The sequence below is a fragment of the Enterobacter sp. Taxon_2 genome (assembly GCF_058355295.1).
On record NZ_CM178024.1, the window covers coordinates 1,460,823 to 1,486,672 of the forward strand.

Annotated in this window: 25 protein-coding genes and 2 pseudogenes; 12 read left to right on the forward strand and 15 right to left on the reverse strand. The window is 51.6% G+C overall.

The window, feature by feature from the left end; all coding sequences use genetic code 11:
* Positions 1–10 precede the first annotated feature (10 nt).
* The gene (locus tag AC4IC4_RS06815) at positions 11–1,243 is read left to right on the forward strand and encodes an MFS transporter (RefSeq protein ID WP_032649341.1); all 1,233 of its coding nucleotides are present in this window, start codon (positions 11–13) and stop codon (positions 1,241–1,243) included.
* A gap of 58 nt (positions 1,244–1,301) precedes the next feature.
* Here the strand turns inward: AC4IC4_RS06815 and AC4IC4_RS06820 are convergent, their stop codons facing one another.
* Together AC4IC4_RS06820 and AC4IC4_RS06825 are read right to left on the reverse strand one after the other, a co-directional pair.
* The gene (locus AC4IC4_RS06820; protein WP_491472410.1) at positions 1,302–2,114 is read right to left on the reverse strand and encodes a Cof-type HAD-IIB family hydrolase; all 813 of its coding nucleotides are present in this window, start codon (positions 2,112–2,114) and stop codon (positions 1,302–1,304) included.
* Positions 2,104–3,318 carry an MFS transporter gene (locus AC4IC4_RS06825; protein WP_491472411.1) on the reverse strand — a complete coding sequence of 405 codons (1,215 nt, stop codon included), beginning with the start codon at positions 3,316–3,318 and terminating at the stop codon, positions 2,104–2,106. The genes AC4IC4_RS06820 and AC4IC4_RS06825 overlap by 11 nt, the downstream gene beginning before the upstream one ends.
* Positions 3,319–3,399: 81 nt before the next feature.
* On the opposite strand from AC4IC4_RS06825, the gene AC4IC4_RS06830 reads away from it, so the two are divergent.
* Positions 3,400–3,951 carry a TetR/AcrR family transcriptional regulator gene (locus tag AC4IC4_RS06830; RefSeq protein ID WP_024908670.1) on the forward strand — a complete coding sequence of 184 codons (552 nt, stop codon included), beginning with the start codon at positions 3,400–3,402 and terminating at the stop codon, positions 3,949–3,951.
* Here AC4IC4_RS06830 and AC4IC4_RS06835 read toward each other — a convergent pair.
* From AC4IC4_RS06835 to AC4IC4_RS06875, 9 genes and pseudogenes are all read right to left on the reverse strand, one after another.
* A complete protein-coding gene (locus tag AC4IC4_RS06835; RefSeq protein ID WP_491472412.1) occupies positions 3,948–4,718 on the reverse strand; it encodes an SDR family NAD(P)-dependent oxidoreductase in 771 nt (256 codons plus the stop codon). The two genes, AC4IC4_RS06830 and AC4IC4_RS06835, sit on opposite strands and share 4 nt — an antisense overlap.
* A 118-nt stretch (positions 4,719–4,836) precedes the next feature.
* Positions 4,837–5,268, reverse strand: coding sequence for a glutaredoxin-dependent arsenate reductase (gene arsC, locus AC4IC4_RS06840; RefSeq protein WP_491472413.1), 432 nt, complete (start codon positions 5,266–5,268; stop codon positions 4,837–4,839).
* Positions 5,269–5,280: 12 nt separating this feature from the next.
* Entirely contained in the window at positions 5,281–6,570 is a 1,290-nt protein-coding gene (locus AC4IC4_RS06845; protein ID WP_491472414.1) for an arsenic transporter, read from the reverse strand.
* A gap of 40 nt (positions 6,571–6,610) precedes the next feature.
* Positions 6,611–6,931, reverse strand: a complete 321-nt coding sequence (locus AC4IC4_RS06850) for a metalloregulator ArsR/SmtB family transcription factor (RefSeq protein WP_491472415.1) — start codon at positions 6,929–6,931, stop codon at positions 6,611–6,613.
* A gap of 223 nt (positions 6,932–7,154) precedes the next feature.
* Positions 7,155–7,634, reverse strand: coding sequence for an Hcp family type VI secretion system effector (locus AC4IC4_RS06855; protein WP_061715679.1), 480 nt, complete (start codon positions 7,632–7,634; stop codon positions 7,155–7,157).
* Between the two features lie 221 nt (positions 7,635–7,855).
* Entirely contained in the window at positions 7,856–8,563 is a 708-nt protein-coding gene (locus tag AC4IC4_RS06860) for a hypothetical protein (protein WP_032649319.1), read from the reverse strand.
* A gap of 536 nt (positions 8,564–9,099) precedes the next feature.
* Positions 9,100–10,151 (reverse strand): annotated as a pseudogene (locus tag AC4IC4_RS06865) (phage integrase).
* Between the two features lie 89 nt (positions 10,152–10,240).
* Positions 10,241–11,824 (reverse strand): tetratricopeptide repeat protein, encoded by a 1,584-nt coding sequence (locus AC4IC4_RS06870; RefSeq protein WP_491472416.1) that lies wholly within the window; start codon positions 11,822–11,824, stop codon positions 10,241–10,243.
* An 8-nt stretch (positions 11,825–11,832) separates the two neighbouring features.
* Entirely contained in the window at positions 11,833–12,390 is a 558-nt protein-coding gene (locus AC4IC4_RS06875) for a phage repressor protein CI (protein ID WP_491472417.1), read from the reverse strand.
* A gap of 145 nt (positions 12,391–12,535) precedes the next feature.
* On the opposite strand from AC4IC4_RS06875, the gene AC4IC4_RS06880 reads away from it, so the two are divergent.
* Both AC4IC4_RS06880 and AC4IC4_RS06885 read left to right on the forward strand, forming a co-directional pair.
* Entirely contained in the window at positions 12,536–12,757 is a 222-nt protein-coding gene (locus AC4IC4_RS06880; protein WP_058692145.1) for a hypothetical protein, read from the forward strand.
* Positions 12,758–12,797: 40 nt separating this feature from the next.
* Positions 12,798–13,235 (forward strand): annotated as a pseudogene (locus tag AC4IC4_RS06885) (phage regulatory CII family protein); the annotation flags it as partial.
* A 253-nt stretch (positions 13,236–13,488) separates the two neighbouring features.
* On the opposite strand, the gene AC4IC4_RS06890 reads toward AC4IC4_RS06885, so the two are convergent.
* From AC4IC4_RS06890 to AC4IC4_RS06900, 3 genes are all read right to left on the reverse strand, one after another.
* Positions 13,489–14,589, reverse strand: coding sequence for a hypothetical protein (locus AC4IC4_RS06890; RefSeq protein WP_491472418.1), 1,101 nt, complete (start codon positions 14,587–14,589; stop codon positions 13,489–13,491).
* Between the two features lies 1 nt (position 14,590).
* Positions 14,591–15,778, reverse strand: a complete 1,188-nt coding sequence (locus AC4IC4_RS06895) for a hypothetical protein (RefSeq protein WP_491472419.1) — start codon at positions 15,776–15,778, stop codon at positions 14,591–14,593.
* Positions 15,779–16,231: 453 nt separating this feature from the next.
* Positions 16,232–17,917 (reverse strand): aspartate:alanine antiporter, encoded by a 1,686-nt coding sequence (locus tag AC4IC4_RS06900; protein WP_014169303.1) that lies wholly within the window; start codon positions 17,915–17,917, stop codon positions 16,232–16,234.
* Positions 17,918–18,190: 273 nt separating this feature from the next.
* Between AC4IC4_RS06900 and AC4IC4_RS06905 the strand changes: the two genes are divergently transcribed.
* Positions 18,191–18,565, forward strand: a complete 375-nt coding sequence (locus tag AC4IC4_RS06905; protein ID WP_491472420.1) for an inner membrane protein YbjM — start codon at positions 18,191–18,193, stop codon at positions 18,563–18,565.
* A gap of 35 nt (positions 18,566–18,600) precedes the next feature.
* Here AC4IC4_RS06905 and AC4IC4_RS06910 read toward each other — a convergent pair whose 3' ends face one another.
* Positions 18,601–18,870 (reverse strand): GrxA family glutaredoxin, encoded by a 270-nt coding sequence (locus AC4IC4_RS06910; RefSeq protein WP_006809455.1) that lies wholly within the window; start codon positions 18,868–18,870, stop codon positions 18,601–18,603.
* Between the two features lie 184 nt (positions 18,871–19,054).
* Between AC4IC4_RS06910 and nfsA the strand changes: the two genes are divergently transcribed.
* From nfsA to potI, 7 genes are all read left to right on the forward strand, one after another.
* Entirely contained in the window at positions 19,055–19,777 is a 723-nt protein-coding gene (nfsA, locus tag AC4IC4_RS06915) for a nitroreductase NfsA (RefSeq protein ID WP_491472421.1), read from the forward strand.
* 69 nt (positions 19,778–19,846) lie between these two features.
* A complete protein-coding gene (rimK, locus tag AC4IC4_RS06920; RefSeq protein WP_491472422.1) occupies positions 19,847–20,749 on the forward strand; it encodes a 30S ribosomal protein S6--L-glutamate ligase in 903 nt (300 codons plus the stop codon).
* Between the two features lie 63 nt (positions 20,750–20,812).
* Positions 20,813–21,289: a YbjN domain-containing protein gene (locus AC4IC4_RS06925; RefSeq protein ID WP_491472423.1), complete on the forward strand. Its 477-nt coding sequence runs from the start codon at positions 20,813–20,815 to the stop codon at positions 21,287–21,289.
* 351 nt (positions 21,290–21,640) lie between these two features.
* Positions 21,641–22,753 (forward strand): spermidine/putrescine ABC transporter substrate-binding protein PotF, encoded by a 1,113-nt coding sequence (potF, locus tag AC4IC4_RS06930; RefSeq protein WP_024907856.1) that lies wholly within the window; start codon positions 21,641–21,643, stop codon positions 22,751–22,753.
* A 102-nt stretch (positions 22,754–22,855) separates the two neighbouring features.
* Positions 22,856–23,989 carry a putrescine ABC transporter ATP-binding subunit PotG gene (potG, locus tag AC4IC4_RS06935; RefSeq protein ID WP_024907855.1) on the forward strand — a complete coding sequence of 378 codons (1,134 nt, stop codon included), beginning with the start codon at positions 22,856–22,858 and terminating at the stop codon, positions 23,987–23,989.
* Between the two features lie 9 nt (positions 23,990–23,998).
* Positions 23,999–24,952, forward strand: coding sequence for a putrescine ABC transporter permease PotH (potH, locus tag AC4IC4_RS06940; RefSeq protein ID WP_061715675.1), 954 nt, complete (start codon positions 23,999–24,001; stop codon positions 24,950–24,952).
* Positions 24,949–25,794 carry a putrescine ABC transporter permease PotI gene (potI, locus tag AC4IC4_RS06945; RefSeq protein ID WP_023310934.1) on the forward strand — a complete coding sequence of 282 codons (846 nt, stop codon included), beginning with the start codon at positions 24,949–24,951 and terminating at the stop codon, positions 25,792–25,794. Before potH ends, potI begins: the two co-directional genes overlap by 4 nt.
* Positions 25,795–25,850 lie beyond the last annotated feature (56 nt).

Sequence of the window (25,850 nt, forward strand, 5' to 3'; positions counted from 1 at the left end):
AAGAGATTGCATGTTAAACCGTTCTTCTTCTGGTTCACGTCTGGGTCGTCAGGCGTTGCTTTTCCCTCTGTGTCTGGTGCTCTACGAATTTTCTACCTATATCGGCAACGATATGATCCAGCCCGGTATGCTGGCCGTAGTGGCGCAGTACAACGCGGGAATTGAGTGGGTACCGACCTCCATGACCGCCTATCTGGCCGGCGGCATGTTTTTGCAGTGGCTGTTAGGTCCGCTGTCGGATCGTATTGGCCGTCGTCCGGTGATGCTGACGGGCGTGGTGTGGTTTATCGTCACCTGTCTTGCCACGCTGCTGGCGCAAAACATTGAACAATTTACCCTGCTGCGCTTCCTGCAGGGGGTGAGCCTGTGCTTTATCGGCGCCGTGGGGTATGCCGCCATTCAGGAGTCGTTTGAAGAGGCGGTGTGCATCAAAATTACCGCGCTGATGGCGAACGTGGCGCTTATCGCTCCCTTGCTCGGGCCGCTGGTGGGGGCCGCGTGGGTGCACGTTGCGCCCTGGGAAGGGATGTTTGTGCTCTTTGCGCTTCTCGCCGCCTTCGCGTTCTTTGGCCTGCACCGGGCGATGCCGGAAACGGCCACCCGCATCGGCGAGAAACTCTCGCTGAAAGAGCTGGGTCGGGATTACAAAGAAGTGCTGAAGAATGGCCGCTTTGTGGCGGGCGCGCTGGCGACCGGGTTCGTTAGCCTGCCGCTGCTGGCGTGGATCGCGCAGTCGCCGGTTATTATCATCAGCGGTGAAAAGCTCAGCAGCTATGAGTATGGTCTGCTGCAGGTGCCGATCTTTGGCGCGCTGATTATCGGCAACCTGGTGCTGGCACGTCTGACGTCACGACGCACCGTGCGTTCACTGATTATCATGGGTGGCTGGCCGATTGCGGCAGGGCTGATTCTGGCAGCGGTGGCGACCGTCGCGTCATCCCACGCTTACCTATGGATGACTGCAGGGCTGAGCATTTACGCCTTCGGGATTGGCGTGGCGAACGCCGGGCTGGTGCGCCTGACTCTGTTTGCCAGCGAGATGAGTAAAGGTACGGTGTCAGCGGCGATGGGGATGCTGCAGATGCTGATTTTTACCGTCGGTATCGAGGTGAGCAAGCATGCCTACGCGATGGGAGGCAACGGGCTGTTCAGCCTGTTTAACCTCGCCAACGGCGTGCTGTGGGTTGGACTGATGGTGGTGTTCCTGAAGGACAAACGCGTCGGGAACGCCCTGCAGCCGTGATCTTTATTCCCTCTCCCAGTGGGAGAGGGTCAGGGTGAGGGCACCAGACCGCACGCGGTCAATTAAACGGCGCCTCCCCTTCCAGCACCTTATCAATCACATCCAGCACGCCTTCATCGTTATTGTGCGGCGCTTCAAAACGTGCCGCCGCTTTGATATGCGGTCTGGCATTCGCCATCGCAAAGCTGAACCCGGACTGACGCAGCATCTCCACGTCGTTACCGCTGTCCCCAAAGGCCACCACGTCGCTGTCGTCAATGCCCCAGCGCTTTTGCAGGATCCGCAGACCGTTGGCTTTATGCACGCCGGGGATGATCAGGTCGATACTGCCGTGACCGGTGGTGACGGGCACCATGATGTCGCTCAGCTTTTCATGCAGCAGCGCCTGAATCCGCGGAATTTCATCGTCAGAAACGTTAAGTCCGAACTTGAAGAAAATATCGTTCAGGTTGTCGAAATCGCTGACCATTTCGAGGCGGTGGTAGTACTTCGCCGCGATATGCTTAAAGCCCTCGTCATAGCATTTCAGCGTGTAGGCGCTGCTCTTCCCGCAGGCGATGATCTCAATACCCGGCACGTCGCTTAACACGTTCGCGACCGTGTCGAAATGGGCTCTCGACAGTTCACCGTTAAAGACATCTTCTCCTTCGCTCACGACCCAGCCGCCGTTCTCGGCGACGAACGCAATCTCATGCGCAATCTCCGGGAAAAAGGAGATTAACTGGTAGTACTGGTTGCCGCTGGCGACCACAAAGCGAATGCCTTGCGCCTTCATGCGGGCGTACTGCGCCAGAAAGCGCGGGCGATTATAGGTCTTGGCATCGCTCAGAAAAGTACCATCCATGTCGACGGCGATCAGTTTAACGCCCATATCCCTTCTCCAGTGTCGTTTGATTCGTTTCCGGCTTTGCCACCGCGCGCGCCACCAGTGCCGCGACGATCACCAACCCTAACACCACCAGCATGGCGCTGCGCAGTCCGTAGTGCTCACCGAGGAAGCCGAGCAGCGGCGGCCCGACCAGGAAGGCGAGATAGCCCGTGGTTGCCACCACGCTGACGCGCGTCGGGGCATCCGGGCCGGTGTCGCTGGCGGCTGAAATGGTCAGCGGGAAGCCGAGCGACGCACCCAGTCCCCAGAGGATCACCGAGACGCCGGCAATCCAGTCCACATCCACAAAGATGATCATCGCGATGCCCAGACCGCCCAGCAGGGCGCTGGCGCGTACTACCGCCACGCGGCTGTAGCGGTCGATAAACCAGCCGCCGGTGAAGCGACCCACGGTCATCCCCAGCGTAAACCCGGCGTAGATCAGCGAGCCGGAGGTCGGGCTAAAGCCGTGGCCGTCCACCATCAGCAGCGGCAGCCAGTCGTTGGCAGACCCTTCCGCGAACGCCATCGCCAGCACCACCACGCCGATCAGCATCAGCTGGAAGTCGCGGTAGAAGGGCAGCCCTTTTTCGGCCGAGTGATGTTCGTCAGCGGAGTTTTTGCCGGTACCGTCCGGGATGGCCCGGATGCCGGTCAGGATCGGAATGATGCACACCAGCGCCGCCAGCAGAATATGCAGATTGGCGCTCACGCCGGTGGCCGTCAGCGCCATCCCCACGCCGGCACCGGCCAGCGTGCCGAGGCTGTAAAAGCCGTGCATCATCGGCAGCACGGTTTTGTTCATCTCACGTTCGACCGCCGCCCCTTCAACGTTGATGGCAACTTCTGCAGAACCGAAGCTACCGCCAAATACCGTCAGGCCCAGGGCGAAGAGCACCGGTGAGGCAAACCACAGCGCCACGCTCAGCACGATCATCCCGAACACCGCGAAGCACATGGTAGTGCGGATCACCGCCCGCGTACCGAAGCGCTTAACCAGCCAGGCAGAGCAGAGAATGCCGCTCATGGAGCCTATCGACAGGCCAAACAGCACGATGCCCATCTCAGCGGTAGAAACGGACAAAATATCGCGAATGGCGGGGGTGCGCGTGGCCCAGGAGGCCATCAGCAGGCCGGGAATGAAGAAGAACATAAACAGCGCCCACAGGCGGAGCTGCAGGGCTTTACGGGGAGAGGTCAGCGTCATTGGGGTAGCACCAGAAGTACAACAATAGCGACAACACTAGCAAGTTTGTGTACATTTGTACACAAACCACGTGAGGAATTTATGAGCAGACCACCGAACGATCCGCATCGCCGGGAGAAGATCCTGCAGGCAACGCTCGATACCATTGCCGAGCACGGGATCCACGCCGTCACGCACCGTAAAATCGCCACCTGTGCGGGCGTGCCGCTGGGGTCGATGACCTACTATTTCGACGGCATGGAGCCGCTGCTGGAGGAGGCCTTCACGTGGTTTACCCGGCAGATGTCGCAGCAGTACCGGGATTTCTTTGCCGGCGTCACCGGGCCGGAGATGGCGTGCGAATCCATCACTACGCTGATCCACAGCTCGCAGGTGACCACGCCGCACAACATGGCGCTGATGTACCAGCTCTACGCCTTTATGCACCGCAGCGCGGCGCTCAAAACGGTGATGCAGGACTGGATGAAGATGAGCCAGACCACGCTGGAGCAGTGGTTCGACCCGGTCACCACCCGCGCGCTGGATGCCTTTATCGAAGGGATGACGCTGCACTACGTGACCGACCGGACGCCGCTATCCCGCGAAGAGATCCGGGCGATGGTGGGGAGGATTGCGGGCGAGGGCAGAGGCTAGGTTGCGCCCGCGGTCATATTGACGGTAGTTCCCGTGATAACACCTGCCGCATCTGATGCCAGAAACGTAATTGTATCTGCCACCTGTGCCAGCGTCGGCAGGCGATGCGTCAGGATACTTTGCGCGGCACTGCCGAGAAATTGCTCAACCGTTATCCCCATCGCCTGCGCCTTGGCGGCGAAAATGGCACCCACATACGAACCCGCCTGCACCGCATCGGCTATCGCGTGCGAACGCAGACACAGCACACGAATATTTTGAGTCCCCAGCTCAGCCGCAAGCGCCCGGGTCAAGGCTTCCATACCCGCGCAGCCGACGATATGCCCGAGGTGGCCCGCCATCGCCATGTTTGCGGCGGGGGCGACGACGGTAATTATGGTCCCGCCATGCTCGCCGCCCATAAAGGGCGACACGGCTTTCGCAATGTTAAAGTACGCGGCCAGGAAAGGGTCGAAACCCTGCCTGAACTCGCCGAGCGTTAACGCCTCAAGGCGTTTACCCTGATCGTGCATAAAGCCCGTGGCGTTGACGACGATATCAATGCGGGCAAGGTCCGGGAGCTGCGAGGACTCCTCAAGCGCATCGAAAATAAACGTGCTGGCAGAACCGCCCGCTGCGCGAATACGGCTGGCGACCTGCTCCAGCCTGGCGTGGTCACGTGCGGCAAGGTATACATCCGCTCCTTCACGCGCCAGAGCGTGCGCAGTTGCGCTGCCGATAGCGCCGCTGCCGCCGAAGATGACGGCGGTTTTGTTTTTAAAGTCCATACCCGCATACCCTCACCAGACTTAACCCTCAAAAGTATGTGCCGGGTTTCGGCGGATGCAACTCAACCGTTGGGTGGGGCATGCGGTTGGCAGATCTTACCGTGCCATTATCAATGGGTTACTTTGGCGAGATTTTTTTCCCGCCGGCGTCTACGACGGCTTCGCCATCCTCTTTCGTAAACGCTCCTTTTTGCGCGTCCGGCAGAATATCGAGAACGACTTCAGACGGGCGGCACAGGCGGGTGCCCAGCGGCGTGACCACGATCGGACGATTAATCAGGATCGGGTGTTGCAGCATAAAATCGATAAGCTGGTCGTCGGTGAAGCTATCGTCGGCAAGTCCGAGCTGCTCATAGGGCTCCACGTTTTTACGCAGCAGATCCCGCACCGAAATGCCCATATCGGCAATCAGGGTGGTCAGCTTATCGCGCGAAGGCGGGGTTTCCAGATAGAGGATAATCTCTGGCTCCGTGCCGCTGTTGCGGATCATCTCCAGCGTGTTGCGCGAGGTTCCGCAGGCCGGGTTGTGGTAAATGGTGATGTGGCTCATATCAGTGGCTCATTACAGTGTGAAGGAGAGACGTAGCGCCAGCGCGGCGAGCGTCACAAACAGGACCGGCAGCGTCATGATGATGCCCGTCCGGAAATAGTAGCCCCAGGTAATCGTCATGTTTTTCTGCGCCAGCACGTGGAGCCAGAGCAGGGTGGCGAGGCTGCCGATAGGCGTGATTTTCGGCCCCAGATCGCAGCCAATCACGTTGGCGTAAATCATCGCGTCCTTGATCAACCCCGTTGCCGTGCTGCCGTCAATGGAGAGCGCGCCAATCAGCACCGTGGGCATATTGTTCATTATGGATGACAGAAATGCGGTGATGAACCCGGTTCCCAGCGTGGCGGCCCATAATCCGTGTCCGGCCAGGCTATTCAGCACGCCTGAGAGATATTCCGTCAGCCCGGCATTGCGCAGGCCATACACCACCAGATACATCCCCAGCGAGAAGATGACGATCTGCCACGGTGCGCCGCGCAGCACTTTTCCGGTGTTTATCGCATGTCCGCGTTTTGCGACAGCGAATAAAATCAGCGCGCCGATGGTCGCAATGGCGCTGACCGGAATACCCAGAGGCTCCAGCACGAAGAAACCGACGAGCAGAAGCAGCAGGACGATCCAGCCCGTTCTGAACGTCGGGAGGTCGTGAATGGCCCGGGCGGGCTCGCGGAGTTTTGCCAGGTCATATTCCGGCGGAATTTCCTTGCGAAAGAACAGATGGAGCATCACCAGCGTTGCGGCAATCGCGGCGATATCTACCGGGATCATCACCGAAGCATATTCGCTGAACCCCAGCTTAAAGAAATCTGCCGACACGATGTTGACCAGGTTGGACACAATCAGCGGCAGGCTGGCGGTATCGGCGATAAAACCTGCCGCCATTACAAACGCCAGCGTGGCCTGCTTGCTGAACCCTAGCGCCAGCAGCATGGCGATAACGATAGGCGTCAGGATCAGCGCCGCACCGTCATTGGCAAACAGCGCCGCGACGGCTGCGCCCAGAAGGATAATCCAGGTAAATAGCAATCGTCCGCTACCGTTCCCCCAGCGGGCGACGTGCAGCGCCGCCCACTCGAAAAAGCCGGACTCATCCAGCAGCAGGCTGATGATGATGACGGCAATGAACGTTGCCGTGGCGTTCCAGACGATATTCCACACTACCGGAATATCATTAACGTGGATCACACCGCTGAATAGCGCCAGCACGGCGCCGATGGTCGCGCTCCAGCCGATACTCAGTCCTTTGGGTTGCCAGATGACCAGTACCAGCGTAAACAGAAAAATAGCCCCTGCCAGAAACATTGTTTACTCCGTTATATCTGTTTTTATGAATATGTTTGGGTTAGCACGAGCCCGGAAGTCGGTTTTTCAGCTTCAGACGCGTCTCTTCCCGCAGGCAGTTCCAACTGGTGTCGATAACGGTTGCCGCCCATGCAGGCATGTTGGGAGAGAGACGGTAATGGACCCATTTGCCCTCGCGACGGTCGATCACCAGCCCGGACTCGCGGAGCAGGGCCATGTGGCGGGAGACCTTCGGCTGAGATTCGGCGGTGGCGGCGCAGAGATCGCAGACGCACAGTTCGCCCGCTTCACGGAGCAGCACGACGATGGCGAGCCGCGTTTCGTCGGAGAGGGTTTTGAAGAGGTGGAGTGGGTGGAGCATTCGGTCATCCTGAATGTCTTTTATCATATGTATTAAATCATATGTGTTTATGGCTGGCGAGAGAAGAGGAAAAAGCAGGAAGGATAGAAAAACTCATGGAGGGCTTGTAGAAGGTCAAAATAGTCTTTATGGCTTGCCCGGAGCAATCCTGACCGTCATGGGAACGAAACCGTCCCCTGGAACGGTTTCTTTTTATCTGCTCACTTTCAACACTCTTCTGCGCTCAGGCGCAACAGCGATCGTTCCAGGTGTCACGGTAAATGATATTCCCCTCCGTGTACTTCCATGAGATGGCTTCATAACGCAATTCGAGCGTTTCAAGATGGGTGCTGCTCATCCCGTTAGGGGTCAGGAAGGGGGCCACTGTCGTGAACTTAACGTTTTCCATAACGATATTGAAATATTCGGCCTCGATACCGGACTCCAGAATACGGTACATCTTAATAATCCCCTTCTTCATCACTCGCCCTTCGCACACGGCTCGGTAAAGAAGTGGGGTAGTCTGATCAAATTCTTTGACTATCGTAATAGGGCGATGGACGCGCGTGCCGGTGAGCTTGCCCCAGCTTGGGTCAACCGGAATGGTTACGCCATGGGAGAACGATTTCAGTTCTATGGAGCCATTACGGGTGGGCATCATGCAGCTACCAACAATTGGTGAGCCGTTCTCGTCCTCAAGCCAGAGATGTGCGGGTGTAGACATGTCATTTCCTTATTAGTAAACGTGAAGCTTTTATGGTCCTCAATGCCATATCCAGTAAGCCAGCCCCAGTGTGACCAGGTAAAACAGGAGGATGAATCCCTGGCTAACCTCAGGGAAGTAAACGTCAAGGACATAGCCAAAAATGAACGCGAGGATGATGGGTATATAAGTCCAGAAGAAAAACTGGGCCTGAGATTTGAGCCAGCGTCTTAGAAAGCCCATTAGTGCCTGCCCATGAGCTTCAGGATCGTGTCAGCAGCATCATAAGGGCTTTGACTATCAGTCCACTGTTGGGTTAGCACGCCTGCGCGCATAAACGCAGGCTCCACCAGGAAATACATCATCTCCAGCTCTCGCAGGTATAACGCTTGATAGTAGGCTGGATGCATCACTTGCAGGCGATGAGCGCTGTCAGCAGCTTTTTGCACAACCCCGTATACCCCCAGCCCGCCAATAGCCGCGCCCGTTAATCCTGAAACGACTTTTAACCCTGAGGGTGGAAGGGTCACATAGAGGCAAACAGTCGATGCGACGCCTGCAGAGAATGAATACGAGGTTAGCGTGCTGGTGGATATATAAACGTTAGCGCGCATTAGAGCATGCTGTATCGCTGATAATTCTGCCGGGGAATAATCCTTAATCAGCCCCTCAACGTACGTGTTGATTAGGTCAAAGACGATGTTCCAGCGAGAAACGAGATGGAATATGCCCTTTCGGAAGCGAGCGTCCTCCAGGTTTTGTCGGGTGCATACATCGTAATATTCATCAGTAAAGCAGGAGGTGTAGTACAGCAGGCGTTGGGCACCGGCACCTATATTACTCAGCTGGCTCTTTACTTCTTCACCTACCGCGCGTACCGCCTGGTCCAGCTTCATTGCCAGTATCTTTTGGCTCTGAAGCTGGCGGATGATCTCTTCAGAATGGTACATGCTTACTGACCTCGCACTTCAGTTCAATTGTGCGATCTTTTGCTTCATTCCCTAAGACCGGTATTGCTATTACTGAACCTGAAAACTGCATTCCTGTCCCCTCCATAGCGTTTCTATCCGCTCCAGCGTATGCCTGTAACTAATATGGAAGTTCAAAGCAGATCATGTTTATGAAAAGCAGGGGATTTTTAGGATAATGACCTGATATTTTTTAATCTAAATACGATTTATCGGGAGCTTTAAGTGCGAATCGATGAGTTCAATACTGAGTGGCGCGTTCCAAAATCCGAAAGAATTGCAGGAACAATTAGCTGACTGATACAGACCCGCCGCTGGCTGGTTTTTTATTATCTGTTGCAGCTATATAAAAGTTCTGCCGTGACGATGTCGCTATGCAGGGGAACCTGGAGGCATAAAGCATTAATTTACAGAGTGGTAATTTTCAGGCAACAAAAAAACCATTTATGTAAACGGGTTAGTGAAAACAACGATTTGTAAGATTATCAATAAGTTATATTGGTGGTAAGGAGTGGCGATTACGGGCTACTGCCAACCGCTGCCGCCACTTTGTCGCCACTTGGCAAAATAGCTAACGGGTTAAAGCGCAGGGCGGTTTCAAGGTGATCGGGAGCCAAGTGAGCATAGCGCATGGTCATTTTTATGTCGTGGTAGCCTAGAATTTTCTGAAGGGCAAGAATGTTCCCGCCGGACATCATGAAGTGTGCTGCGAATGTATGGCGCAGGACGTGGGTGAGCTGCCCGCGCGGGAGTACGATAGAGGTCTTATCCATTACTGATAAAAACTGGAAATAGCAGTCAGTAAAGAATCTGAATCCGTCCAAGGCTATGATTTCCTCATATAGCTCTTTGCTGATAGAATGCTGCGGTTCTTTTTGCCTTTGGTCCTTACAAATGTGATTCGGTACTTTGTGACCTGGGAGCGAGTTAAATTCACCGCTTCGCGCCAGCGCGCACCGGTACTCAAGCAGATCTTAACGACCAGAGCGAGGAGGACACTTTGGCGTTGGCAGTCGTACAGAAGCTCTGTAATTTGTTCATGCGTTAGCCAGGCCATTTCCTTTTCGGCAATAGTGAACTTACGCATATTTTCCAGCGGGTTCGGTGCAGTCCATTCTCCAAGTCGGGCCAGCTCACTAAAAACACCGCTCAGGTAGCTTTGTTCAAGGTTTACAGTTACCGGGCTGGCTCCTTTCTTCCACTTCTCGCTAAAGTAGATTTCACCCGTCAGGCGTTTGTCACGGTAATGTGCGAATAATTTTGAGCTGAGATCAGTAGCGAGAGGGTTTCCGAGTGCATCGACCATCAGGACCAGCTTATCGTAAACATGTTCGCCAGCGGCTAGGGATTTGCCGTGCAGTTTGAACCAGAGTTCAACAACGTCCCTCAGAGTTCGACGGTCCACTGATTCACCCAACCAAGGTTTAGCCTCAGTCTCAGCCATCATGTGGCGTTCAAAAGCGCTAGCTTCGCCTTTAGTAGCGAATTGTTTACGCACACGCCGTCCACTTCTACCAAATGGATAACATTCACATATCCATTTACCACTACTTAATTTACGAATTGACAAAGCAAACCTCCTACACTGTAAGAGGTTATTTTACCTGTATGAATGTACAGTGTAAATGTTTGTTATTTGTAGAACAAACATTTGCATGCTTAATCTTTCGGTTTTAGGACGGTATAAATTTCATCTTGTACTTTTGCTGAGAAAATAATCAGGCAATTATTTTTAATGTCAAAATATCCATAGCATTGCCCTGATACCGTCTTAGGATTCAGTGATAGAAGGGTCGTTGAATGAGAGTCCTCTTTTTTCTTTTTTGAATAAAATCCATTAAGAGTGCCATTGATGTTTGAAGATGTATAATTAATATCAAAGGCCTCATGAAGCCATACGAATTTATACATTGATTCTGTAACTAATAGCTTTACCTCCATTCCACTTTCATCGAGCCAAATATCGTTGGATGGAATGGTACTGCGTTCACTGTAATAATAGTGGACGTAATTCCTCAGGTCTTTTTGGATCTTCTTCGAGTAAGTTATTGCGTCTTTCCATTTCTTCTCTTCGCTAACTTTTTCTTTGCTAATTTTCATAAGCAGTTGATGGACATTCTCATGCGGTTTCTCAGCTTTTAATGCTTCATTCGCCAATTCCTCAGCAGCTTTAAGATAGCCACACTCTAACAAAACGAAACCGAGATTAACCTTGGCTAAGGAAAATCCTGTATGGCTTGAGGATGCCCATAAATTAGTTGCGATACCTTTTAAATTTAAATTTTGCGCTGTTACTCCTAAGTTGTTAAGCGCTGCAGAATGTTCGGGTTCAAGATTAAGTAACTGTTTGTAGTTAGCGATCTGAATACTATCAAGCGGAGAGTCAATTGAGGTGAATGCTGACGAAAAAAGTGTTTCTTTATTTGTTGGGTTATATTCAAGGGCTTTATCAAGACATAATGATTCATGTACTTTATTACCATCAGCACTTTCGATAGCAGCTAATTGAACATAGCAATGATATAAATCATCATCAAGGTTTTCATTTTTGTTATCTAAAGCTTTGCTTATTGTATTTAAAATTGTTTTGCGAGCATTTAAATTATCTAAATCCGTAATGTATAACCTTGATAAACGTATTGATAAGGTTATTTTATCCTTCATTTCAGATGTTTTTTCTATTTCCTTGATTAGAAATTGTATTGCTCGTTTATATTGACCTGTGTAGTCAAGACACATTATATAGGCATTTATATAATCTTTTTTGTCATTGTAGATATTACTGGCTTCAATTTTTTTATAAATTTCACTCAATAATGTTTCTGAATGGTTATGCTCATAAAGTCTGAAAAGGAAGAATGAATGTTCAAAATTATAATTAATACTATCTTTGTTTTCTTTTATAAATGTTTCAAAAATTAATTTTGCCTTATCTTCATCGTTTTCATCTAAAGCTTCAGTAACGTCTAAAAACCACCAGTTGGATGGTTTTTCTTTTTCTTCTTTCTCGTCTAATTTTTCTGTATCTATTGGGCGTACCTCAACTTGTAAGTTAGTGGGTACATCAAACTCGCCTTCAAAATTACCTACAGGAGTCGATATTTTCAGGTTTCTTGAACCAATAATTTTATCTAAAAGACTTGATAATTGCGTTCGAAAGATGAAACAAAGTAAGCCAATTAATATCGGCCAAGATGCGTAGGTTAAAATTATTTCAATGATTTTAAATATGCGTTCTTCCATTTTTCACCTCAGGATATAGTTTTAATAATACTTCCGGCGAGCTGAATTGCATCCTTGTCGCAATCGAAGGATAGCGTATCATTCGAAATTCTAATCTTGTTTCCAGCAATGCGCGCAACATGCCTGACGCTGTACAATCCATCCATGTTTACTAACCACATACCGTCATGAAGTTCTAAATCATTTTCTTCAACAATATAAAGTATTGATGAATCTTCAATAATAATAACCTTATTAAAATTCGTTGGGAGAATTACTTTATCGAAAAAGACATTACCAGCAGGGAAAAGATTACCATCAATGATTTTCTTCTTTTCAAGAGTAATAACATCACTTTTATAGTGTTCAAATTTTGAACCATTCCCGGTAGTCAACCATTCTAAAGATGCTCCGGTTTCTAATGCGCAAGTGATGACCCAATCTGAGGGAAAAATGTCTCTCATATATCGCGTTGCAAGCGTGCTTTTCGAAACCTTCAAATGGTCTGCCAGGGCTTGTCTTGTCGAAAAGCCATACGCTTCGACTAAACGTTCTATGGCTTGTCTTCCGCCGCTATTGAAATCCATGAGTACTCCAGGGGGAATCTAATTTTGATTGACAGATTCCAAAAGCGATCTTAATCTTCGTTTCAGAGTTTGCTTTTGCAATCTACACGCTTCAACACATTTAACCCTTGCTCTCCACAAGCAAGGCAATTTGGGATCTTGCTACATGAATCGACATATTTCAATCTCAATTGCAACTCCACACGTGACAATTGAGCGTTACAGCGAACTAACCGGTTTATCCATCGATACAATCAATGACATGTTGGCAGATGGACGTCTTCTGCGGCACAGGTTAAGGAAAGATAAAAAACGCGAAAAAGTGATGATTAACTTGGTCGCAATGACGGTCGATGCTTTGTCTGAGTGCAATCTGGAAATTCGTTAAATGCTTGGTTCGATTTTGGAATCTTACGAGGGATAATACTATGTTTGATTATCAAACTTCCAAACATGCACATTTTGATGCAGCTTGCCGAGCGTTTGCGCAGTCGCACAATCTGGAAGAAGTGGCCGCTGCCGTTGGTATGCGTCCGCAAATCCTGCGCAATAAGTTGAACCCGATTCAACCGCACCGCCTGACCTGTGACGAGCTGCTGGCGATCACCGATTATACCGAAGATGCGCGTTTATTGGATGGGATGCTGGGGCAGATTAACTGCCTCCCATCCGTTCCGGTCAATAATGCCACTGAAGCGAACATGCAGTTTTGCGCATTAAGTGCCACTGCAAACGTGGGTGCGATCGCTGGGGAAGCCGTTTCAACTGAGCACATGACCGCCGCGCGCCGCACACAAATTCTTGATCGTGCCCGTGATGCCATCCGTTCCCTTTCCGTTCTGGCTTATACCGTTGAAAGCAGCATATGAGCACTGGATGAATCGAAGTAAAAATACCGCGCCGCCGAAAAAACATGACAATAACCTGTCAGAGTTTCCGTTCAGTCACCTTGAGCCCAACAATTTCTTTTGACTTGAGAGCCATAGTGTATATGTATGCCATGATGACATACTCGTTCAAGCCATTGGTTGATTTCACAGAGATTAAATTATTAATGTAGTCGATGAATAGTATTTAAAAACAAGGATGGTTGGTAAGTAAAACATCCTTGTCTTATTATTATTTAGCTAAAATACGTGCATATTCCTTGAATGACTCTGTCAAGAATATTATTGTGGCAGTAATCGATTTTGATATCTCTTCCTCCTTAATGTCCGAGTCTTTGAAGTTCTGATGAGTTAAAGAATGTCTTAATAATGCTAGCCTTTCGAGCCCATCTGATTTTAACTGGTCAATTTTTTTCGTTCTATCATCTTCAGGAAGAACGTCTAGACCTGATGTATCAATTCCAAGATACGAGCAAAAGTTATGACTTGCATATTCCTTGGCTGCTCTCAGACCATAATTATGATTAACATTCCAATTCAGTTCATTCCTGCAATGCTCTAAAAGTTGTATAGGGGAGCCTTCGAAATTGATGCGTTCGGAAAAATTGAAAACATTTTTCAATGGAAAGAAGAATTCAAGCATTTTATAGAGACATAAAAACATACTATCTTGCTTTTTCGCCCGAATGGCCCTTATTAATTCGAAGTAAAGCCAGTCATGATATTCTTCCGGTAAAGATAAAGCTAACTCTAAAATTTTATCATGTATAGCTTCATGCTTCTTATCAAGTAGTTCTACGTGTAGTAGAACTCTTATGATTTTTAACTCTGTTTTTTCGTTCGTATATTGTTTTTCAAGGCTAAGAGTTAAAAGGTTTGGAAGAAATTGAGTTAACTCTTCTTCGAAAACATATTCACCAGATAAAATTAAATTTAACTGACCTGACGGTTGTATGTTAAACTCTGTATAGAATACTAAATGTGATAAAAAGTGACAATCATCCTCTACAACACCAGCATACATATGTGTTGAGTCTTTATATTCAAAGCCTTTATTCCAATAAATAAAGAATTCTTTATCATTAGAAAATAATTGTAGAATATAATAATCGTCTTTGTGAAGTGCAATTCCCCACTGACAATTTTTAAAAAAATCGCGACCTTCAAGGGCTAGCGGCCTAAAAGTTGTTTGATCTTGAGGGTCGCAGGGGACGACTATAACTCTTTCGACTGCATTAACACCTGAGTTAGAATTAAACCATCTTGTAAACTGGTTTGTCATGTAATTCATTGCGTTCTTAGTCAGGCCACTAAGATCAGTCATTTCAGCCATATTAAATCACTCGCCAACATGGGTACATACTATTATTTTCGATAACAGCTTCAACGTGCTTAAACAAGGTAGTAAAAGCTTTAAGATAATAGCTTCGTTCTAATTCACCAATCCGGCTAGTTCTAGTTCTTGTCGAAAGAACTTCATTTAGTGTTTGTATGTCTACAAATTCATTTAACTGAATACTATTCAAACTATCCATATAAGCAATAAGCTTATCCATTCTGGATTTCAAATCTTCCATCTTATTTTTTGCTTCATTTAAATCATAATCAAAACCTGAATAACCAAGAGTATATTCGGCTACAGCTACAATAAAACCGATAGAACCGGGCGCTGATGTGAATATGTCTCTTCCTGATTTAATTCTAGGTTCCTCCTCAGCGTCAATATCTGTCCTTGTGACTTTGTCAAATTTCTCGTCTAAATTAACCAACAATCTAATGGCATCTAAGAAAAGAGGGAAGTAATCAGCATCTGAAGCAGCATCGGTAATATCAATTTTTGAAAACTCTTCCGCCATTTTATCTTTAATATCAACATCTATTGAACGAGATGTAAAAGCTAAAAATAATTCGACTACTCGTGAGCTTTTATAGGTGCCAGCTTGAGTTCTCCTGGAGTTATCCCCCACTGTTATTATTCTAATGCTCCCCACACTTTCATTAACTTTTGTTATTAATTGTTTATATAATACATCTAATTGCCTTTTTAGATCCCAAGGTACCTGTCCTGTGTTAAGTACAAGCATTCTATAAATCAGAGTGTCAACTTTTTCTGAAATCCATATTTCAACTCTAACTAAACTATCTTGCGCGTTAGCTTCTTTGAGTGCAGTTGTCCTTTGCATTCCGTCAATAATACTAACTTCAAGGTTTTTATTTTTTATCTCACAGATCAATTCGTTAGAATTATTGATTTCGCTCAAAAGATCATAATCATCCCTGGTACATACGACACCAATAACAACGGGGGGAATAACAGCACCATCCTTAATGTCTCTTACTAATCTATTTCTTATTTTAAGACCAGTCTTTGATTTAATCGCTGGTCGCTGTCCATCTAAACCACCATCATTAGCATAGGATGCCTCGACTAACTCTAAATAATCTTTTGCTGAAACTGTAGCCATGATTGACCAGCAAGAACTTCTTGCGTCACGTAGCTTGATAACTGGGCTATCTTGCATAAAAATTCTCTACCATTCGTGAGTTGTTAAAAAAAAGTTATGTTAACTTAACGAAATTACGAGGGTTGGATAAAAACAGAACAGTAACTGCTGCTTTTGGTCACGAGTGTCCAAATCCGTCGTCTAAGTTAAGCAATATCTAAATGATAAGCGAGATCCACTCTTTCACCGTTGAACTGGTTCGATAAAAAACATAGAGAATGGAAAACGCTGAAATCTTTTGCCGCCATTTTGTCGCCATTGAAAGCAATGGATTCAACTAACTCGCGGTTTCATAAGGGATAAAATAGCAGACAACAAAAAACCCATCAACCTTGAACCAAAACGGCGGGGTTGATGGGCTCCACAAATTGGGGACATCAAAGAAAAGCAGTGGCACTAGTTATGACTGCCCCCTGATAAAAAAGTTCTGCGCGTAACAAAAATATTTTCCATCACGCGCATTCTTAGGAGTTATCCGAGTCCTGGCCAGATGATGATAATCAGCGTACCCGCCAGCGTCAGCAGCACGTTAGCGATAGCATAGGTGCCCGCATAGCCCAGCGCCGGGATGTTGCTGCGCGCAGTATCGCTGATGATTTCCATCGCTGGAGCACAGGTACGCGCCCCCATCATCGCCCCGAAGAGCAGGGCGCGGTTCATGCGCAGCACGTAGGCACCGAACAGGAAACAGATAACGACCGGTACCAGGCTGACGATAAGTCCGGAAACCAACATCTGCCAGCCGACGGCGCCGAGGCTGTGACCAATCCCGCTGCCCGCGCTTAAGCCCACGCCCGCCATAAAGACCATCAGACCGAACTCTTTCACCATGTTCAGCGCGCCCTGCGGAATATAGCCGAAGGTTGGGTGGTTGGCTCGCAGGAAGCCCAGCATGATCCCGGCGAACAGCAGCCCGGCGGCGTTACCGATGCCGAAACTGAAGTTGCTGAACTGGAAGGTGATCATCCCGATCATCAGGCCAACGATAAAGAAGGCGCAGAAGGCCAGCAGGTCGGTGACCTGGCTGTGAATCGAGATAAAGCCGATGCGGTCGGCCACGGTTTTCACGCGGCGGGCGTCGCCGCTGACCTGCAGCACGTCGCCTTTGTTGAGCACCACGTTGTCGTCGATAGGCATCTCAATCTGGCTGCGGATCACGCGGTTGAGGAAGCAGCCGTGGTCGGTCAGCTTCAGCTGCGCCAGACGGCGGCCCACGGCGTTATGGTTTTTCACCACGATCTCTTCGGTGACGATGCGCATGTCGAGCAGGTCGCGGTCGAACACCTCTTTGCCGTTACGGAAGCTCGGGTCGAGACGGGCGTGGGCATCCGGGTAACCCACCAGCGCGATGTCGTCGCCCATCTGCAGCACCGCGTCGCCGTCCGGGTTCGCCAGAATGCCGTTGCGGCGGATACGTTCGATGTAGCAGCCCGTCTGGCGGTAAATCCCCAGCTCGCGCAGATTTTTGCCGTCAGCCCATGCCACCAGCTCTGGCCCGACGCGATAGGCGCGGATCACCGGGAGATAGACTTTACGTTTGGAATCGGTATCCAGACCGCGTTCGCGGGCGATTTGCTGGGCGCTGGTCTGCAGATCCTGATGCTGCAGTTTTGGCAGGTAGCGTGCGCCAACGATCAGGCTCACCAGACCAATCAGATAGGTCAGGGCATAGCCAAGACTCAGGTGGTCGAGTGCGGTAGAAAGCTGCGCGCCGGCCATGCCGGAATGGCGCAGGGTATCACCGGCACCCACGAGCACGGGGGTGGAGGTCATGGAGCCTGCCAGCATACCGGCCGTTAACCCGATATCCCAGCCAAACAGTTTACCCAGCCCTAACGCGATCAGCAGCGCGCTGCCGACCATCACCAGCGCCAGCATCAGATAATTTTTGCCGTCGCGGAAGAAAATTGAAAAAAAGTTCGGTCCCGCTTCCACGCCAACACAAAAAATAAACAGCATAAAACCTAAGTTGAGCGCGTCCGTGTTAATGCTGAAGTGCTGCTGGCCTAATAATAAGGAGACGACTAAAACGCCAATGGAATTACCAAGTTGAACTGAACCCAGGCGCAATTTACCCAGGCAAAGGCCCAGCGCCAGTACCACAAATAATAACAGGATGTAATTCCCATTTAACAAGTCTGCGACGTTTATATTCACGGAGGCTAACTTCTTGTTTACCAGTAAGTTGTTGAATGAAAGGACTTTTTGGGCTACTGTTTTCTGGGTCAGGGAAAGGCGTTAACGCTCCCTGTTTCCTGCTTTATTCCCTAAAACATTAGCTGGCGTGTAGTTTAATCGCATTAGCTACTGACAGCTACTGATTATCGCATCACCCTGTGCGTACTTTGGCAAGGATTGCCGCATTGCTTTATCTGACTGGGCGTCTACCCGACGAAAGTGTATTTGATAGAGATAAGTCAGGAGGATAGTTTGAACACTAAACGAAACTGGGCGGGGGTGATCAGCTGCTTTTTGCTGTTCACGGTCGTATGCATGTCACTTGCTTTTAACGTGAAAGGGGCATTCAGGGCGTCGGGTCATCCGGAGCTGGGGCTGCTCTTTTTTACGCTGCCGGGGGCTGCTGCCAGTTTTCTCTCCCGTAAAGGGGAGGTGGTGAAGCCGCTGCTGGGCGCCATGCTGGCCGCGCCGCTCTGTTTGCTGCTGATGCGCTTGCTCTATATATCAACGCGGAGTTTCTGGCAGGAGCTGGCATGGTTGATGAGCGCCGTATTCTGGTGCGCCCTTGGCGCGCTCTGCTACTTATTTTTGCGCAGTCTGCTTCAGCACCGACGGCACCACAAATAAAAACGCCCTCTCGGTGAGGGCGTCCTTTCATTTCATTACTGGGCAGCAAACAGGCCCAGATGCTCTTTGGCGTAAGCTTCAAAGTCAGTGCAGCCGCCGATGTGTTTCTGATCGAGGAAGATCTGCGGTACGGTTTCAACCGGCTTGCCGACGGTTTTTTCGAGATCCGCTTTGGTGATGCCTTCCGCGTGGATATCCACGTAGCGGAAGTTGAAGTCATCGCGCTCTTCGGTCAGTTTCTCAGCCAGCTCTTTCGCGCGCACACAGTAAGGGCACCCTGGACGACCAAAAATTACTGCAAACATTTCTCTCTCCTCAAAAAACAAGCCTGACGGCGAATAGGACATATAGTGCCCGATAACCTGCCGCCATTAAAGAAGGTTTCGCCTGTCGCTTTGATACAGTCAGGCTATGTTTCGCCAATTACATCGCGCAGATCATTGCCTATACTGGCTGCAATACGTATTAAGCACGACAAAGAGAGACAAGATGACACCTACGATTGACCTGCTCCGTTCCCACCGTTCCATTCGCCACTTCACCGATGAGCCGATTACCGAGGCGCAGCGTGCCGCGATTATTGACAGCGCCAGGGCGACCTCGAGCTCGAGCTTCCTGCAGTGCACCTCCATTATCCGCATCACCGACCCGGCCATGCGTGAGCAACTGGTGACGCTGACCGGCGGGCAGAAGCATGTGGCGCAGGCAGCGGAGTTCTGGGTGTTCTGCGCCGACTTTAACCGTCATCTGCAGATCTGCCCTGAGGCCGAGCTGGGGCTGGCCGAACAGCTGCTGCTGGGCGTGGTGGATACCGCGCTGATGGCGCAAAACGCCTTCACGGCGGCGGAGTCGCTGGGGTTAGGCGGTGTCTACATCGGCGGCCTGCGCAATAACATCGAAAGCGTGACCGAGCTGCTGAAGCTGCCAAAACACGTGCTGCCGCTGTTCGGCCTGTGCCTCGGCTGGCCTGCGGATAACCCGGATCTGAAGCCGCGCATTCCTGCGACGATGCTGGTGCATGAAAACCACTACCAGCCGGTCGATCAGGATGTCCTGAATCAATACGATGAAGAGCTGGCGAACTACTACATGACGCGCGGCAGCAATAACCGTCGTGATACCTGGACCGACCATATTCGTCGCACCATCATTAAAGAAAATCGCCCGTTTATTCTTGATTATCTGCACAAACAGGGCTGGGCGACGCGATAGTCCATTTATCCTGTGCCTGCCTGCGTATATGATACGCAGGCTTTTTCCATGTCTTCAGAGAGGTGCAGGTTGAAAATTGCCATATTGTCCCGGGATGGAACGCTCTATTCATGTAAGCGCCTGCGAGAAGCGGCGGCGAAACGCGGGCATCAGGTTGAGATCCTCGACCCGATGTCCTGCTACATGAACATCGACCCGGCCGCCTCGTCGATTCACTACAAAGGCCGCAAGCTGCCGCATTTCGATGCGGTCATCCCCCGCATCGGCTCCCAGATTACCTACTACGGCACCGCCGCGCTGCGCCAGTTCGAGATGCTGGGCAGCTATCCGCTCAACGAATCCGTTGCTATTTCCCGCGCCCGCGACAAGCTGCGCTCGCTGCAGCTCCTTGCTCGTCAGGGGATCGATCTCCCCGTCACGGGGATTGCCCATTCACCGGACGACACCAGCGATCTGATCGACATGGTGGGCGGCGTCCCTTTGGTGATCAAGCTGGTGGAAGGCACCCAGGGCATTGGCGTGGTACTGGCGGAGACGCGTCAGGCAGCGGAGAGCGTGATTGACGCCTTCCGCGGGCTGAATGCCCACATTCTGGTGCAGGAGTATATTGAAGAGGCCAAAGGACGTGACATCCGCTGCTTCGTCGTGGGAAACGAGGTGGTAGCGGCCATTGAGCGTCAGGCCAAAGAGGGTGATTTCCGCTCTAATCTTCACCGCGGCGGCGTCGCGCATGTAGCCGATATCAGCGATCGCGAACGGGAAATTGCCGTCAAAGCGGCGCAAACCCTGGGGCTGGACGTGGCGGGTGTAGATCTTCTGCGCGCGACGCGCGGGCCGCTGGTCATGGAGGTGAACGCCTCGCCCGGGCTGGAAGGCGTGGAAAAAACCACAGGTGTCGATATTGCGGGTAAAATGATCTCATGGATCGAGCGTCATGCCACGCCGGGCTACTGTCTGAAAACGGGTGGTTAAATGGATTACCGCGCGCTTTTTGAGTACCCTATGCGAAGTTTTTATTAAAGAGGCTGCATCGCGATGGATTTACAGGTCGTACCTACACTGGATACGTTACGTCAATGGCTTGATGATGCCGGAATTACGTTCTTCGAATGCGATTCCTGCCAGGCGCTGCATCTGCCTCATATGCAGAATTTCGACGGCATTTTCGATGCCAAAATCGATCTCATTAACGACGTGATCCTTTTCTCCGCGCTGGCCGAAGTGAAGCCGTCCGCGCTGCTGGCGCTGGCCTCCGACCTGTCGGCCATCAATGCCAGTTCTTTGACGGTGAAGGCATTTCTCGACATTCAGGATGATAATCTGCCAAAACTGGTCGTTTGCCAGTCTTTATTCTCCGGGGCAGGGCTGTCGTTCAACCAGTTCGCCTGGTTTATGCGCTTGAGCGAAGAGCAAATTTCGATGGTGATGATGGAAGCCAATGCACACCATCTGCTGTATAGCGCGGAAGATGATGCAGAGAATAATGATGCATCTCCCAATTTTCTTCACTAAGCCTGTCTGACTTTTGCGCAGTCGCTGCCATGGCGGCTGCAGAAGGCCATTTTTTCTGCTGCTTTTAACCTTTCTTTAAAGAATTATTCACCTCCCTGAAGGCCGTTTCGGCTTATCACGTAGACATAAACTGCATAAAAAATTGATAAAAGGCGTTTTTTCGTCTGGGCTATAGCCGGGGACACGGGCTACAGTTATTCTTGCGATGCTTAAAAAAGCGAGCGGAAACTGCCGGGTAAAGAGGTTTCTTTTTATTTTGGGCAGAGCGACAAACTATGCATGATTATTGCATATCTTCAGATTGCACAGTTTTAGTTCGTTTGTTAACGAGCTTTCAGAAGGAATAACACTATGATCGCCTTGAATAAAAAATGGTTATCGGGTCTGGTTGCGGGTGCTCTGATGGCCGTCTCTGCCGGCACGCTCGCTGCGGAACAAAAAACGCTGCACGTTTATAACTGGTCTGACTATATTGCGCCGGACACGGTGGCAAATTTTGAAAAAGAGACCGGCATTAAAGTGGTCTATGACGTGTTCGATTCCAACGAAGTGCTGGAAGGAAAACTGATGGCGGGCAGCACCGGGTTTGACCTCGTGGTGCCTTCCGCAAGCTTCCTGGAGCGTCAGCTGACGGCAGGCGTCTTCCAGCCGCTGGACAAGAGCAAGTTACCGAACTGGAAAAACCTCGATCCGGAAGTGCTGAAGCTGGTGGCTAAGCATGACCCGGACAACAAATACGCCATGCCTTACCTGTGGGCGACTACCGGTATCGGCTACAACGTTGATAAAGTCAAAGCGGTGCTGGGCCCGGACGTGAAGCTGGACAGCTGGGACGTGGTGCTGAAGCCGGAAAACCTTGAGAAGCTGAAAAGCTGCGGTGTCTCCTTCCTCGATGCGCCGGAAGAGATTTTCGCCACCGTGCTGAACTACCTGGGTAAAGACCCGAACAGCAGTAAAGCCGATGATTACACCGGCCCGGCGACCGATCTGCTGCTGAAGCTGCGTCCAAACATTCGTTACTTCCACTCGTCCCAGTACATTAACGACCTGGCGAACGGCGACATCTGCGTCGCGATCGGCTGGGCAGGGGACGTATGGCAGGCGGCTAACCGCGCGAAAGAGGCGAAAAACGGCGTGAACGTCTCTTACTTCATTCCGAAGGAGGGGGCGCTGGCCTTCTTTGACGTCTTCGCGATGCCGACTGACGCTAAAAACAAAGACGAAGCGTATCAGTTCCTCAACTACCTGATGCGTCCTGACGTGATCGCCCACATCAGCGACCACGTTTACTACGCGAACGGTAACAAGGCCTCCGTGCCGCTGGTGAGCGAAGAAATCCGCAATAACCCGGCTATCTATCCGCCAGCGGATGTGTTCGCCAAGCTCTTCACCCTGAAAGTACAGGATCCAAAAATCGACCGCGTGCGTACCCGCGCGTGGACCAAGGTGAAAAGCGGTAAATAAGTTACCGTGAGTCACAGGCCGGGCAAGCGAAGCGCCCCCGGCAACAGGCGCACCGTTCTGGTGCGCCTGCACCATGATTTGATCTCTACCGGAGAACACCCCGTGAATGACGCGATCCCCCGCCCGCAGGCGAAAGTCCGTAAAGCGCTGACCCCGCTTCTTGAAATACGTAACCTCACCAAATCTTTCGATGGCCAGCATGCCGTGGACGACGTCAGCCTGACGATCTATAAAGGCGAAATTTTTGCCCTTCTGGGGGCCTCTGGCTGCGGTAAATCGACCCTGCTGCGTATGCTGGCCGGTTTTGAACAGCCCACTGCCGGGCAGATCATGCTTGATGGCGTGGATCTCTCCAGCGTGCCGCCGTATCAGCGCCCGATTAACATGATGTTCCAGTCTTACGCGCTGTTCCCGCACATGACGGTGGAGCAGAACATCGCCTTTGGCCTGAAGCAGGACAAACTGCCGAAAGCGGAAATTACCGCGCGCGTGGCCGAGATGCTGAGCCTGGTACACATGCAGGAGTTCGCGAAGCGTAAGCCGCACCAGCTCTCCGGCGGCCAGCGCCAGCGCGTGGCCCTGGCCCGCAGCCTGGCAAAACGCCCGAAACTCTTGCTGCTCGATGAACCGATGGGCGCGCTGGATAAAAAACTGCGCGACCGTATGCAGCTCGAAGTGGTCGATATCCTCGAGCGCGTGGGGGTGACCTGCGTGATGGTGACCCACGACCAGGAAGAAGCCATGACCATGGCCGGACGTATCGCGATCATGAACCGCGGCAAGTTCGTGCAGATTGGCGAGCCGGAAGAGATTTATGAGCATCCGACCACCCGTTACAGCGCGGAGTTCATTGGCTCGGTTAACGTCTTCGAAGGGCTGCTGAAAGATCGTCAGGAGGATGGCCTGGTTATCGAATCGCCCGGGCTGCAGCATCCGCTTAAGGTCGATCCTGATAACTCGGTGGTGGATAACGTGCCGGTCTACGTCGCGCTGCGTCCGGAGAAAATCATGCTCTGTGAGGATCCGCCTGCCGATGGCTATAATTTTGCCGTCGGCGAAGTGGTGCACATTGCCTATCTGGGCGATCTGTCCATCTACCACGTGCGCCTGAAAAGTGGGCAGATGCTCAGCGCGCAGCTGCAGAACGAACATCGCTATCGCAAGGGGCAGCCGACCTGGGGCGACGAAGTGCGCCTGTGCTGGGACGCTGACAGTTGCGTCGTGCTGACGGTATAAGGAGCGATCATGAGCACACTTGAACCTCCAGCCCGCGTAGAAAAGCCGGGTGCCATTGCCGGTTTACTGACGCGCATGCAGATGAAACACGGCCGCAAGCTGGTGATCGCCATGCCGTACGTGTGGCTGATCCTGCTGTTCCTACTGCCGTTCCTGATTGTTTTCAAGATAAGCCTGGCGGAAATGGCGCGGGCGATCCCGCCCTATACCAACCTGCTGGACTGGGCCGACGGGCAGCTGACGCTGACGCTTAATCTCGGCAACTTCCTGCAGCTCACCGACGACCCGCTCTATTTCGAAGCCTATCTGCAGTCGCTGCAGGTGGCGGCGATCTCGACGCTCTGCTGTCTGGTGATGGGCTACCCGCTGGCGTGGGCGGTGGCGCACAGCAAGCCGTCGACGCGTAACATCCTGCTGCTGCTGGTGATCCTGCCGTCGTGGACCTCGTTCCTGATCCGCGTTTACGCCTGGATGGGGATCCTGAAAAACAACGGCGTGCTGAATAACTTTCTCATGTGGCTCGGGGTTATCGATCAGCCGCTGACCATCCTGCACACCAACCTCGCGGTCTATATCGGCATTGTGTACGCCTATCTGCCGTTTATGGTGCTGCCGATCTACACGGCGCTGACGCGTATTGATTATTCGCTGGTGGAAGCGTCGCTCGATCTCGGCGCGCGTCCTTTAAAAACCTTCTTCAGCGTCATTGTCCCGCTGACCAAAGGCGGCATCATCGCCGGGTCAATGCTGGTCTTTATCCCGGCGGTCGGGGAGTTTGTGATCCCGGAACTGCTTGGCGGCCCGGACAGCATCATGATTGGCCGCGTGCTGTGGCAGGAGTTCTTCAATAACCGCGACTGGCCGGTGGCCTCGGCGGTGGCGATTGTGATGCTCCTGCTGCTGATCGTGCCGATCATGTGGTTCCACAAGCATCAGCAGAAACAGATGGGAGACCACGGATGAACAACTTACCGGTAGTGCGCTCCCCGTGGCGAATTGCGATCCTGGTCATCGGCTTTACCTTCCTGTATGCGCCGATGCTGATGCTGGTGATCTACTCGTTTAACAGCTCCAAACTGGTGACGGTCTGGGCAGGCTGGTCGACGCGCTGGTACAGCGAGCTGTTCCACGATGATGCGATGATGAGCGCGGTGGGGTTGAGCCTGACCATTGCGGCGCTGGCGGCGACCATGGCGTCGGTGCTGGGCACGATCGCCGCGCTGGTGATGGTGCGCTTCGGGCGTTTTCGCGGCTCGAACGGCTTCGCCTTTATGATCACCGCGCCGCTGGTCATGCCGGACGTGATCACCGGTCTCGCGCTGCTGCTGCTGTTCGTGGCCCTGGCACACGCCATCGGCTGGCCGGCGGATCGCGGTATGCTCACCATCTGGCTGGCGCATGTCACCTTCTGTACGGCCTACGTGGCGGTGGTGATCTCCTCGCGCCTGCGCGAGCTGGATCGCTCCATTGAAGAGGCGGCGATGGATCTTGGCGCGACGCCGCTGAAGGTCTTTTTCATCATCACCCTGCCGATGATTATGCCGGCGGTGATCTCCGGCTGGCTGCTGGCGTTTACGCTGTCGCTGGACGATCTGGTTATCGCCAGCTTTGTCTCCGGCCCGGGCGCGACGACGCTGCCGATGCTGGTCTTCTCCAGCGTGCGTATGGGGGTCAACCCGGAGATCAACGCCCTGGCCTCTATCATCCTCGGCGTGGTCGGAATTGTCGGATTTATCGCCTGGTATTTGATGGCGCGCGCGGAAAAACAGCGCGTGCGCGATATCCAGCGTGCAAGACGCGGCTGAAGGATTTAAAATTTCCAGTGATGTGCCGCGCATGACGCGGCACTGTTTTTCAGGGA